This is a genomic window from Pseudomonas monsensis, from assembly GCF_014268495.2.
In the GTDB taxonomy this organism is placed as follows: domain Bacteria; phylum Pseudomonadota; class Gammaproteobacteria; order Pseudomonadales; family Pseudomonadaceae; genus Aquipseudomonas; species Aquipseudomonas monsensis.
Genome location: NZ_CP077087.1, coordinates 850,502 through 863,206, shown reverse-complemented (window position 1 = coordinate 863,206; position 12,705 = coordinate 850,502). Strand labels below are relative to the sequence as shown.

Sequence of the window (12,705 nt, the reverse complement as noted above, 5' to 3'; positions counted from 1 at the left end):
AATGATGTCGGCCGACGGTCACTCGTCGTCGTCGAAGTTGTAACTGCCCGGCGCGAGGTTTTCGAAACGCGTGTACTTACCGATGAACGCCAGACGGATGAAGCCGATCGGGCCGTTACGCTGCTTGCCGATGATGATTTCGGCAATGCCCTTGTGTTCGGTTTCCGGGTGATACACCTCGTCCCGGTACACGAACATGATCACGTCGGCGTCCTGCTCGATCGCTCCGGATTCGCGCAAGTCGGAGTTCACCGGGCGTTTGTTCGGGCGTTGCTCCAGGGAACGGTTGAGCTGTGACAGGGCAACCACCGGGCAGTTGAACTCCTTGGCCAGGGCTTTGAGGGAACGCGAGATCTCGGAAATCTCGTTGGTCCGGTTGTCACCGCTGGAGCCTGGAATCTGCATCAGTTGCAGGTAGTCGATCATGATCAGGCCGATATCGCCGTGCTCACGCACCAGACGCCGGGTGCGCGCACGCATTTCCGACGGACTGATGCCCGCGGTGTCGTCGATGAACAGCTTGCGATCGTTGAGCAGATTGACTGCCGAGGTCAGACGTGGCCAGTCGTCGTCTTCCAGCTGGCCGGAACGAACCTTGGTCTGGTCGATACGACCCAGCGACGACAGCATACGCATGATCAGCGATTCACCTGGCATCTCGAGGGAGTACACCAGCACGGCCTTCTCGCTGCGCAACACCGCGTTTTCCACCAGGTTCATCGCAAAGGTGGTTTTACCCATCGACGGACGGCCCGCGACGATGATCAAGTCGGCCGGTTGCAGGCCACTGGTCTTCTCGTCGAGGTCGGTGTAACCGGTGGACAGGCCGGTGATGGCGTTGTCGGTGTTGAACAGGGTGTCGATGCGGTCGATGGCCTTGGTCAACAGTTCGTTGACGCCCACCGGGCCGCCGGTCTTCGGCCGCGCTTCGGCGATCTGGAAGATCTGCCGTTCGGCCTCGTCGAGGATCTCTTCGGCGGTGCGACCTTCGGGGTTGAAGGCGCTGTCGGCGATTTCGGTGCTGATGCCGATCAACTGGCGCAACGTCGCCCGCTGGCGAACGATCTGCGCATAGGCCTTGATGTTGGCGACGGACGGCGTATTTTTCGCCAGCTCGCCGAGGTAACCGAGGCCACCGACCTGCGAAGTCTGCCCTTCCTTGTCCAGTTGCTCGGACAGGGTCACGACGTCGATCGGCATGTTCTGATCGGCCAGTTTGGCGATCGCACGGAAGATCAGACGGTGGTCATGCCGATAGAAATCGCCGTCGGAGACTTGATCGAGCACGCGTTCCCAGGCGTTGTTGTCCAGCATCAGACCACCGAGCACAGCCTGTTCGGCCTCGATGGAATGCGGCGGCACCTTCAGGGCAGCGGTTTGCAGATCGTATTGCTCGGGAGCGGAGATATCGTTCATGGCCACTTGTGTTTGTTTGGAAAAACAGGGAATTCAGAAAGACAAAGGGCACGACCTGTAAACAGGATCGTGCCCGATGTTAACCGTCTGACGGACAAGCCGCCAGCCGATCAGGTGTTGCTTAAGCTGCTACCACGACAACGCGTACGGTGGCTTCAACTTCGGCGTGCAGGTGCACAGCCACGTCGAATTCACCCACGTTGCGGATGGTGCCGTTCGGCAGACGAACTTCGCTCTTCTGCACTTCAACGCCGGAGGCGGTCAGTGCGTCAGCGATGTCGTGAGTACCGATCGAACCGAACAGCTTGCCTTCGTCGCCAGCGGTGGCAGTGATGGTCACTTCCAGCTCGGCCAGTTGGGCAGCACGGCTTTCAGCCGATGCTTTACGGTCTGCGGCGGCTTTTTCCAGCTCAGCGCGACGCTCTTCGAACGCAGCCAGGTTGGCAGCGGTCGCAGCGGTAGCTTTGCCGAAAGGCAGCAGGTAGTTACGGCCGTAACCGGCCTTAACGTTTACTTTGTCGCCCAGGTTGCCCAGGTTGGCGATTTTTTCCAGAAGGATCAGTTGCATGTGGAAATCCTCTTAACTTTTAACCTTCACCGTTCGCGCTGTCGGTGTCTTTCGACACGTGACGACCGCGAAAATCAATCAGGCTGTCGACAATGGCCAGAACCACGAGCAACGGATAGATCAGCTGCATGAACAACAGCAGCGTGACGTACAACCCCACCAGCCAGAAACCGGCCAGTCGCTTCTGCCCGACCAGCCCGTGAATCAGGGCGAGTCCGGCGAACACCAGCGGTACACTGCACAACGGCGTCAACATGGCCATCTGTGCACCGAGATTCGGGCCCAGAAGCATCAACGCCAGCAGCAACATCGCCGGCCCCAGCGGGATCCGGATGGCGCGAAACTCGCGACCAAAACCACCCGGGTTGTACAACAACGCCTGCCAATGCCGCCCGACAATCAGGCTCAGCACGCTGACGATCTGCAACAGTGCCGCAATCAGTCCGGTCAGCACGGGTGCAATCAGGGACGCGAAATGCGCTTGCTCATCGACCGACAATTGCTTGTAGGTTTCACCGAGAAGCGCCGGCATGACCTTTATCAAGGCCTGCGCGAGCATCTCGATCTGGGCCGCAAACGCCGCCCCGAGCACCACTGAAAACACCACGCCAATCGCTACGCTGACCAGCAGCGTACGAACCCAGGACTCACTTGCGCGCAAAACCAACGCAAGTCCCGAAGACCCCAGCAGCACCAGAAGTGCCCGTGGGTCATCGGCATACAGCCACCAGATCAACGCCGGCAGCAGCCCCAGAGACAGAACACCCAGGGCGTCCGTCAGTCCGCGCCGCAGCAGCACAAGGCTCCCTGCGGCAGCACCCAACCAATACAACAACGGCAATGTTGCACATCCGGCCACCACGAGAGTGGCCTGCATACGGCCTCGCATGATGAACTCAGCTAAGGCACGCATGCATTCAATCCTTTGCTACTTGTCGACTGCCCGGTCTCAGCGGCCGTGGCTGTCGGTGTAGGCCAGCAGGGCCAGGAAGCGGGCGCGCTTGATAGCGGTGGCCAGCTGACGCTGATAACGAGCTTTGGTACCGGTGATGCGGCTTGGAACGATTTTGCCGGTCTCGGATACGTAGGCTTTCAGAGTGTTGAGATCTTTGTAATCGATCTCTTTCACGTCTTCAGCGGTGAAGCGGCAGAATTTACGACGACGGAAGAAACGTGCCATTTGATAGGCTCCTTAAAAGGTCCGTGGATTACTCGTCAGCGTTATCGCTGTTGTCGCTGTCATCACTATCAGCGCTATCAACGCCTTCGTGCTCAGGACGGTCGCGACGCTCACGGCGCTCACTGCGGTTTTCTTCAGCCTTGAGCATCTCGGACTGGCCAGTAACGGCTTCGTCGCGACGGATGACCAGGTTACGGATCACTGCATCGTTGTAGCGGAAGTTGTCTTCCAGCTCGGCCAGAGCCTTGCCAGTGCACTCAACGTTCAGCATCACGTAGTGAGCCTTGTGAACATTGTTGATTGCGTAGGCCAGTTGACGACGGCCCCAGTCTTCCAGACGGTGGATTTTGCCGCCGTCTTCTTCGATCAGCTTGGTGTAACGCTCAACCATGCCGCCGACTTGCTCGCTCTGGTCAGGGTGGACCAGAAAGATGATTTCGTAATGACGCATGAATGCTCCTTACGGGTTGTAGCCTGCCGCTCAAAAACGGTCAGACAAGGAGTGAATGACACTTATGGACTTGCTGGCGCGGGGCACATCGGTGCCTGCCGTCACAGCAAGGGGCGCAATTGTAGAGAAGGGACTGCAGAGGTGCAAGGCAATTGGTGAATATTTGAACAGCAGCTGTAAGCATCGAGCCTCAAGCTGCAAGCGGGTCCGCTTTTAGCTTGAGGCTTGCAGCTAAATGCTTAAGGCTTGCGCGAAGCGGCAGCCTTGGCCTTGGCGCCGCGTTGACGCTGCGCTTCGAACAGGCACACACCGGTCGCCACGGACACATTGAGGCTGCTGACGCTGCCGGCCATCGGCAGGTTCACCAGATAGTCGCAGTGCTCGCGCGTCAGGCGGCGCATGCCTTTGCCTTCGGCGCCCATGATCAGAATGGTCGGGCCGGTCAGGTCCTGGTCATAAATGCTGACCTCGGCCTCACCTGCCGTGCCAACCACCCACAGACCGCGCTGCTGAAGCTTTTCCAGGGTGCGGGCGAGGTTGGTCACTGCCACCAGCGGAATCACTTCCGCCGCGCCGCAGGCGACTTTGCGCACCACGGGCGTCAGGGTCGCCGACTTGTCTTTCGGCACGATCACCGCCAGCGCACCGGCGGCATCCGCCGAACGCAGGCAGGCGCCGAGGTTGTGCGGATCGGTCACGCCGTCGAGCACCAGCAACAGTGGCGCGCCTTCGGTGCGATCAAGCAGCTCATCGAGCATCGCCTCGCCCCAGACCTGGCTCGGACTGACGTCCGCCACCACGCCCTGGTGCACGCCCTCAACCCAGGCATCCATTTCGCGACGCTCGGCCTGACCGACCTGAACGCGGTTTTCATTGGCCAGCTCGATCAGGGTCTGCACCCGCGGATCGTTGCGGCTTTCGGCCAGCCAGATCTGCTTGACGCGTTTCGGATGGTGACGCAGCAACGCTTCTACCGCGTGAACGCCGTAGATTTTTTCCAACTGACTCATGACTTCGCCTTCGGTTTACGTGCCCCGCCACTTTTGGCTGGAGCAGAACCCGCTTTCGGCGGGCCTTTACGGTGTTTGCTCGGTTTGGCTGGCTTGCCGCCGGTCGCCTTGTCAGGCGCCGACCGTCCGGTCTTTCCCCCGGACGCCGCTTTACCACCGTTTTTGGCGTCGGAAAGCAGCGCTTTCTTCATTTCACGGCTTTTGCGCAACTCGGCGTTTTTCGCCACGGCGTCGCTCGGGCGATAGGCTTCTGCGGCTTTTTCCTTGGCAGGACGACGGCTGGCAGTTTTAGCCGGGGCCTTTTCTTCCGAAACCTTGGCCACTGGAGCTGCAGTTTCAGCACCACGTTTTTTGCGACCGATCGGCGCGCTGATGGTTTTTTCCGCCATCTCGAAGTCGATCTTGCGCTCGTCGAGGTCGACGCGCATGACACGCACTTCAACGGTATCGCCGAGACGGAAGCTACGACCGGTGCGCTCGCCCGCCAAGCGGTGATGCACAGGATCGAAGTGGTAGTAGTCACCCGGCAGCGCGGTGACGTGCACCAGGCCTTCGACGTAAATGTCGGTCAGTTCGACGAACAGGCCAAAACCGGTCACGGCGGTGATCACGCCCGGGAACGATTCGCCCACGCGATCCTTCATGAACTCGCACTTGAGCCAGTTCACTACGTCGCGGGTCGCTTCGTCGGCACGGCGCTCGCTCATCGAGCACTGCTCGCCGAGTTGCTCCAGCGCCGCCTCGTCGTAAGGATAGATCCGCGCTTTCGGGATGGTCATCGCGCCGGCACGACGAACGTGCGGGGTGTCCTGCTTGGAATGGATCACGCTGCGGATGGCGCGGTGCGTGAGCAAGTCCGGGTAACGACGAATCGGCGAGGTGAAGTGGGTATAGGCTTCGTAGTTCAGGCCGAAGTGACCTTCGTTCTGGGCGCTGTACACCGCCTGGCTCAGGGAGCGCAGCATCACGGTCTGGATCAGATGGAAGTCCGGACGGTCCTTGATGCTCGCCAACAGGGCCTGATAATCCTTCGGCGACGGGCCATCCTTGCCTTTGTGCAGGGACAGACCGAGCTCGCCGAGGAAGGCGCGCAGTTTTTCCAGACGCTCCGGTGGCGGGCCGTCGTGGACGCGATACAGCGCAGGAATTTCGTGCTTCTTGAGGAACTCGGCAGTGGCCACGTTGGCCGCCAGCATGCACTCTTCGATCAGCTTGTGCGCATCGTTGCGGGTGGTCGGACGGATTTCGGCAATCTTGCGCTCGGAACCGAAGATGATCCGGGTTTCCTGGGTTTCGAAATCGATCGCGCCACGCACGTGACGAGCCGCCAGCAGCACTTTGTACAGCGCATAAAGCTGCTTGAGGTGCGGCACGACGTCGGTGTATTCGCCACGAAGCTTGCGGGCTTCGGTGGCTTTCGGGGTTTCCAGCATCGCGCTGACCTTGTTGTAGGTCAGACGGGCGTGGGAGTGAATCACCGCTTCATAGAAGCAGTAGTCGGTCATTTCGCCGGACTTGGAGATGGTCATCTCGCAAACCATGGCCAGACGATCGACGTGCGGGTTCAGCGAGCACAGGCCGTTGGACAGCTGCTCAGGCAGCATCGGCACCACACGTTCAGGGAAGTACACCGAGTTGCCGCGCACCTGGGCTTCGTTGTCCAGCGCCGAACCGATCTTCACGTAGCTGGAAACGTCGGCAATCGCCACGTACAACTTCCAGCCACCGGAGAACAGGCGCAGCTTGCCCGGTTTGGCTTCGCAATAAACAGCATCGTCGAAGTCGCGGGCGTCTTCGCCGTCAATGGTGACGAACGGCAGATGGCGCAGGTCGACGCGCTTCTCTTTGTCTTTTTCTTCGACTTCCGGCTTGAGCTTGGCCGCCTCTTTGAGAACGGCTTCAGGCCAGACGTGCGGGATGTCGTAAGTGCGCAGAGCGACATCGATTTCCATGCCCGGCGCCATGTAGTTGCCGACCACTTCAACCACGTCGCCTTGCGGCTGGAAGCGCGGCGTCGGCCAGTGGGTGATTTTCACCTCGACGAACTGACCGATCTGCGCGTTGGCGTTGCGGCCCGGAGTGACCAGCACTTCCTGCTGGATCTTCGGGTTGTCCGCGACGACGAAGCCGATACCGCCTTCCTCAAAGTAGCGACCGACGATGGTTTCGTGCGCACGGGACACCACTTCGACGATCACGCCTTCGCGGCGACCACGACGGTCGAGACCGGAAACACGTGCCAGCGCACGGTCGCCATCGAACACCAGACGCATTTGCGCCGGGCTCATGAACAGGTCGTCGCTGCCGTCGTCCGGCACCAGGAAGCCGAAACCGTCACGGTGACCGCTGATGCGGCCGAGGATCAGGTCGAGCTTGTCGACCGGCGCGTAAGTGCCACGGCGGGTGTAGATCAGTTGAGCATCGCGCTCCATGGCGCGCAGACGGCGGCGCAGGGCTTCGATCTGGTCTTCTGTGGTCAGACCAAACTCTTCGACCAGTTGCTCACGGGCAGCAGGCGAACCCCGATCGGCGAGATGCGCCAGGATCAGTTCGCGGCTAGGAATAGGGTTTTCATATTTTTCCGCTTCACGAGCGGCCTCGGGATCGAGGGACTGCCAATCGGCCATTAGAGAGTTTTCACCTTGTCTATATGCGGGTTAGTTTGGCATAGGCGCCATGAAACGGGAAATTTCCGACTATATAAGGCCCTTATGAGGGTCTGTATCGTCGCTTGAAAGCCGTTTTGAACACCGCCGGTAAAAAAAATCATATTTTTTGCTGACAGGGGTTTACAGTTAAAAAGACGCTCCGTATAGTGCGCGCCATCGACGACGTACAAGCGTTAACGATACTGCCCAGATGGTGAAATTGGTAGACACGCCAGCTTCAGGTGCTGGTGACCTTACGGTCGTGGAAGTTCGAGTCTTCTTCTGGGCACCAATTTCGAGTTTGAGACTAGATCAGTTTCAAAGCTCACACAAAACCCGCGAAAGCGGGTTTTTTTGCATTCTAAGCCCGGGTTTTCTTAAAACTGATTTATTAAAATTAAATCAGGGGTTTACAGATCAAAACGCGCTCCGTATAGTGCGCCACATCAACAGCGGCAACGCTAGCGATGATTGCCCAGATGGTGAAATTGGTAGACACGCCAGCTTCAGGTGCTGGTGACCTTACGGTCGTGGAAGTTCGAGTCTTCTTCTGGGCACCAATTCAAATTCAAGGTTACGGCCTTGAGTTTCCCAAAACCCGCGAAAGCGGGTTTTTGCGTTTCTGGCTTCCCGAAACCCCATCACCATCGCACCTATCAAAACGCCAGCCCCACCGCAAGGCGCACTTGAGAAACAATATCGTTTATCATTGTTGCAAGTTTTTGCAATGCGACAGTGAGGAACCCTGCGAATGACGTTTCGAAATACCCTGCGCCGAGGCTTGACCTTCACCCTGCTCGGCCTGGCACTCGCCTCTCCCCTCACCCAGGCTGCCGATACGGTTTCCCTGACTCTTTACAACGGCCAGCACAAGGAAGTCGGCGACGCGATCGCCAAGGCCTTCGAAGCCAAGACCGGCATTCACGTCAACGTGCGCAAAGGCAGCAGCAACCAGCTCGCCAGCCAGATCATCGAGGAAGGCGACCGCTCCCCCGCCGACGTCATTTACACCGAAGAATCCCCACCGCTGAACAACCTTGGCGAACAGGGTCTGCTGGCCAAGGCCGATGACGCGACCCTGGCCGTACTGCCGGAAAAATACGTCGCGGCTAACGGCACCTGGATTGGCGTCACCGCACGCGTTCGCGTGGTCGCTTACAACCCGAAACTGGTCGACGAAAAAGACCTGCCAAAATCAGTCCTGGATTTCGCCAATCCACAGTGGCAAGGCAAAGTCGGCTTCGTGCCAACCAGCGGCGCGTTTCAGGAACAAGCCGTGGCCATCATCAAGATGCATGGTCGTGACGCCGCCGAAGAATGGCTGACCGGCCTGCGCGCTTTCGGCAAGACCTACAGCAACAACATGGTCGCGCTCAAAGCCGTGGAAAACGGCGAAGTCGCCACCGTGCTGGTGAACAACTACTACTGGTTCGCCCTGCAACGCGAGAAAGGCAAACTGGATTCGAAACTGCATTACTTCACCGGCGGCGACGTCGGCGGCTTGATCACCGTGTCCAGCGCTGCCGTGCTGAAATCCAGCAAACATCCAAAAGAAGCTCAACAATTTCTTGCCTACATGGCCAGCGAAGAAGGTCAGCGCGTGATCACCCAGACCACCGCCGAATACCCGCTGCACAAAGGCATGGAATCGGATCGCGGGCTCAAGCCGTTCAGCGAGCTGGAAGCGCCGAACGTGACCCCGGCCGATCTGGGCAATGCCGAAGAAGCGCTGGAACTGGAACGTGAAGTTGGCTTGAACTGATGGCCGCATCGTTATCCGCGCCCGCCATGCGCGGGGGTTACGTACCCCGGCGCAAGCGACCGTCGATCTGGCTGGTGCTGCCGGTATTGCTGCTGGTGGTGATGAGCGTATTGCCATTGGCCTACGTCGGACTCAAGGCCTGGCAAGCGGGCTGGGCCGAGGCGCTGCACCTGTTATGGCGCCCTTACGTGTTCGGCCTGCTGCGCAATACCTTGGCGCTGATGGTCGGTGTGACCATCACCTGCGCCGTGATCGGCCTGTCGCTGGCCTGGCTGCTGGAGCGCAGCAATTTGCCGGGGCGGCGTCTGTGGGGCGTGATTCTATGTCTGCCGTTTGCGGTGCCGGCGTTTGTCAGCAGCTTCACCTGGGTGTCGCTGAGCGCGCAGTTCGAAGGCCTCGGCGGTGCAATTCTGGTGATGAGCCTGTCCAAATACCCGCTGATCTTTCTGCCGGTCGCGGCGACCTTGCGCAATCTCGATCCCTCCCTTGAGGAATCCGCCCGCACCCTGGGACAGAACCGCTGGGGTGTGTTTTTCCGCGTCACCCTGCCGCTGCTGTGGCCGTCGTTGCTGGCGGGCTCGCTGCTGATTGCCCTGCACATGCTGGTTGAATTCGGCGCGCTGTCGATCATCGGCCTGCAAACATTCACCACGGCGATCTATCAGCAGTTCGAGCTGGAGTTCAGCAACGCCAATGCCGCGATGCTGTCGGCGGTGTTGCTGGCGCTGTGCCTGGTGCTGTTGTGGCTGGAACTGCGCGTGCGCGGCAAGGGTCGGCATGTGCGCACCGGCCAGGGTGCCGCGCGTCAGGCCGAGCAAGTGCGGTTGGGGCCGTGGGCGGTTGCCGGTCAGTTGTATTGCCTGTTGCTGGCGATTGTCGGCAGCGGGATTCCGCTGGGCATGCTCGCGTACTGGCTGGCGGTTGGCTCATCGGCAGCCTTCCCGGTCGGGGCGATCACCGAGGCCCTGCTGTCTTCGCTGGCCTTGTCGCTCGGTGGCGCCGCGCTGTGCCTGCTGCTGGCGGTGCCGGTCGGGTTGCTGGTGGTGCGTTACAAGGGCCGACTGGCGATCTGGGCCGAGCGCCTGCCGTATCTGCTCCACGCCTTGCCGGGCCTGGTGATCGCGCTGACGCTGGTGTATTTCGCCCTGCATTACGTGCCGGTGCTGTATCAGACGTCGGCGCTGTTGCTGATTGCCTATGCATTGCTGTTTTTGCCGCTGGCGCAGGCGCCGATTCGTACGGCACTGAATAAGGCTGCACCGCAGCTGGAAGAGGCCGCGCGTACCTTGGGGGCGTCGTCGTTCACAGCGTTTTGCCGGGTGACATTGCCGATCATTTTCCCGGCATTGGGCGCGGCGTTTGCGCTGGTGTTTCTCGATGCGATGAAGGAACTGACCGCGACGCTGTTGCTGAGCCCGACCGGGCTCAACACACTGGCGACGGAAGTCTGGGCGCATACCGCGAATGTCGAGTTTGCGGCGGCGGCGCCTTATGCGGCGCTGTTGATTTTGGTGTCGGGGCTGCCGGTTTATTTACTTACGACCCGGATGTATCTGAGCCGCTGAAATAGCTATCGCGAGCAGGCTCACTCCTACATCGGAATGCGTTTCCGCTGTAGGAGCGAGCCTGCTCGCGATGAGACCAAACCAGACAGCATCAAGCCCTGAACTGCCCCAGACTCGCCTTCAACTGCGCTGCCAACCCATCCAGCACCTTGCCACTGGCCGTGGTCTCCACTACCGCTTGCGCCGCCTTCTCGGCCTGCGCATGAATCGTCTCGACTCGCCCACGTACAGCCTGAGCACCCTGCGCCTGATGCGCGGCTGCTTGTGTCGCGAGGCCAATCGCCGCATGCACCTGCTCGACCGAGGCCTGCACCGACTGTTGCAGCCGCGCACTGTCGCGCAACACCAGCAAACCTTCGCTGGCCTGACGCCCGGCCTGACCGATAGCCTCTACCGCCTCACGTGCGCCCTGCTGCAAGGCGACGATGTGCGCCTGAATGTCGCCGGTAGAGCTTTGCGTCTTGCTCGCCAAGGCACGCACTTCGTCCGCCACCACGGCAAAACCACGACCGGTTTCACCGGCCCGCGCCGCCTCAATGGCCGCGTTGAGCGCCAACAGGTTGGTCTGCTCGGCGATGCCGTGAATCACCGTCAGCACCACTTCAATCTGTTCACTTTGTTGCGCCAGGCGCTCGATGACTTTCGCCCCGGTGTCGACCTGCCCGGCCAGCGCTTCGATCAAACTGCCGACCTTGGCCGAGGTGCGAGTGTTTTCATCGGTGGCCTGACGAATATCCACCACCTGCTTCAACGCCGCTTGCATCGCCTGACTTTCCGATTGCGCCTCATCGGCCATTTGCGACAGCGCGCGCAAGCTCTCGGCCACTTCGTCACGCTGCATCCCGGCCGCCGCATCGGCACCGGCATTGCGCAGGGTCATGGCACCGATCTCGACGCCGGTACGCTGGGCCACGTCGCCCGCCTCACGCACGATCGGTTGCAACTTATCCACAAAGCGATTGACCGCCGACGCCATGTCGCCGATTTCGTCCTTGCTGTTGATCTGCACGCGCTTGGTCAGGTCGCCCTCGCCCGCCGCCAGATCGTCCATCGCTGCGTTGAGCATCTTCAGGCGATTGACCACCCGATGCCCCAACACCACAGCCAGCAGCAGCAACACTGCGCAACCGACCAGCGCCAGGCCCAGGCCGATCCGCCAGCGCAGAGTCGCCGCAGCGTCCTGCACGGTACTGGTGGTATTGGCTTTCATCTCGGCGGCGGTGGACTGCGCCGATTGCAGGCGCCCGCGCATCGCGCTGGCGCTATCGGCAGCGGCCCCCTTGAGGCTATCGCCGACCAGTTGATCACTGCTGGCGATCAACGCCGAGAAACGTTTATCGAGCGCCGCCAGATCGGTTTCCACCGACGCGGTCGAGACACCCATCAGCACTTTGCCGATTTCCACGCCGTTGGGGTTGATCGAGGCTTCGAGGTAGTAGACCGACGGATCGTTTTTCGCCGCATCCAGCACTTTATCCAGCGCACGCTCGCCCTGCCCCTTTTCCAGCAGGGCCTTGTTGATCGGGTTTTCGCGATTGAGATAACGGGTCAGGTGCTGGCCGGTGGCGTCGTCGTAGACCACAAACAACACATTGGGATTGCGCTGGGCGCGGCGGGCGAACTCGGACAGGGTCGGCACGTCGCTGTCCCACATGGCGCGGGGTGCGACCGAGGCGAGCAATTGCGCCATGTCATTGGCCGAATCTTTCAGATCCTTTTCCAGCGTCGCACGTAGTTGCGCCTGCTCTTCTTTCAGGCGCGAAGACAGGCCGGCAGTCAGACGCTGACGGGTACTGGCGGACAAGGCATCGAGGCTCGACGTGACTTCGCGCCCGGCCTGCTCCAGCTCACCAGAGAGTTTCTGGCTGTCAGTCCCCAGGCGCACACCCAGATCGGCTTCCAGCGCCGTGACGGTGCTCCGCGTCAGGGCAACGGCCACCAATACTTGCACCAAAAGGGCGATACCAAGGGTAACGAACACGGGGCGCAACAAACGGCTTTGTAACAGTGAGAGAACGGCCGACACTGTGAATACCTCTACTTCTGACGCCATTAATTTGATGGCACTCTTGTAGACAGATTCACAGCAAAGGTCATGCCGTCCA

The 12,705-nt window shown here is 60.2% G+C and carries 10 protein-coding genes and 2 tRNA genes; 4 read left to right on the top strand and 8 right to left on the bottom strand.

Going from position 1 to position 12,705, the window contains the following annotated elements:
* Positions 1 to 18: 18 nt before the first annotated feature.
* The 7 genes from dnaB to rnr form a co-directional block, all read right to left on the bottom strand.
* Positions 19 to 1,416: a replicative DNA helicase gene (dnaB, locus tag HV782_RS03680; RefSeq protein WP_053277211.1), complete on the bottom strand. Its 1,398-nt coding sequence runs from the start codon at positions 1,414 to 1,416 to the stop codon at positions 19 to 21.
* A 121-nt stretch (positions 1,417 to 1,537) separates the two neighbouring features.
* The gene (gene rplI / locus HV782_RS03675) at positions 1,538 to 1,984 is read right to left on the bottom strand and encodes a 50S ribosomal protein L9 (protein WP_003221136.1); all 447 of its coding nucleotides are present in this window, start codon (positions 1,982 to 1,984) and stop codon (positions 1,538 to 1,540) included.
* A gap of 19 nt (positions 1,985 to 2,003) precedes the next feature.
* Complete coding sequence (locus HV782_RS03670; protein ID WP_123470927.1) at positions 2,004 to 2,897, bottom strand: hypothetical protein; 894 nt, start codon at positions 2,895 to 2,897, stop codon at positions 2,004 to 2,006.
* 36 nt (positions 2,898 to 2,933) lie between these two features.
* On the bottom strand, positions 2,934 to 3,164 hold the full coding sequence (gene rpsR / locus HV782_RS03665; RefSeq protein ID WP_002551829.1) for a 30S ribosomal protein S18: 231 nt from the start codon (positions 3,162 to 3,164) through the stop codon (positions 2,934 to 2,936).
* Between the two features lie 28 nt (positions 3,165 to 3,192).
* Positions 3,193 to 3,615 carry a 30S ribosomal protein S6 gene (rpsF, locus tag HV782_RS03660; RefSeq protein ID WP_123470926.1) on the bottom strand — a complete coding sequence of 141 codons (423 nt, stop codon included), beginning with the start codon at positions 3,613 to 3,615 and terminating at the stop codon, positions 3,193 to 3,195.
* Between the two features lie 239 nt (positions 3,616 to 3,854).
* Positions 3,855 to 4,625, bottom strand: a complete 771-nt coding sequence (rlmB, locus tag HV782_RS03655; protein WP_128614582.1) for a 23S rRNA (guanosine(2251)-2'-O)-methyltransferase RlmB — start codon at positions 4,623 to 4,625, stop codon at positions 3,855 to 3,857.
* Positions 4,622 to 7,252, bottom strand: coding sequence for a ribonuclease R (gene rnr, locus HV782_RS03650; protein WP_186748305.1), 2,631 nt, complete (start codon positions 7,250 to 7,252; stop codon positions 4,622 to 4,624). The genes rlmB and rnr overlap by 4 nt, the downstream gene beginning before the upstream one ends.
* Positions 7,253 to 7,478: 226 nt before the next feature.
* Here rnr and HV782_RS03645 point away from each other — a divergent pair.
* The 4 genes from HV782_RS03645 to HV782_RS03630 all read left to right on the top strand — a co-directional run bounded on the left by HV782_RS03645 (position 7,479) and on the right by HV782_RS03630 (position 10,600).
* Positions 7,479 to 7,565 (top strand) — tRNA-Leu (locus tag HV782_RS03645).
* Between the two features lie 181 nt (positions 7,566 to 7,746).
* A tRNA-Leu gene (locus tag HV782_RS03640) sits at positions 7,747 to 7,833 on the top strand.
* Between the two features lie 191 nt (positions 7,834 to 8,024).
* Positions 8,025 to 9,035 (top strand): extracellular solute-binding protein, encoded by a 1,011-nt coding sequence (locus tag HV782_RS03635; RefSeq protein WP_186748567.1) that lies wholly within the window; start codon positions 8,025 to 8,027, stop codon positions 9,033 to 9,035.
* On the top strand, positions 9,035 to 10,600 hold the full coding sequence (locus HV782_RS03630) for an ABC transporter permease (protein WP_186748568.1): 1,566 nt from the start codon (positions 9,035 to 9,037) through the stop codon (positions 10,598 to 10,600). The genes HV782_RS03635 and HV782_RS03630 overlap by 1 nt, the downstream gene beginning before the upstream one ends.
* A 91-nt stretch (positions 10,601 to 10,691) precedes the next feature.
* Here HV782_RS03630 and HV782_RS03625 read toward each other — a convergent pair whose 3' ends face one another.
* The gene (locus tag HV782_RS03625; RefSeq protein WP_123471170.1) at positions 10,692 to 12,626 is read right to left on the bottom strand and encodes a methyl-accepting chemotaxis protein; all 1,935 of its coding nucleotides are present in this window, start codon (positions 12,624 to 12,626) and stop codon (positions 10,692 to 10,694) included.
* Positions 12,627 to 12,705 lie beyond the last annotated feature (79 nt).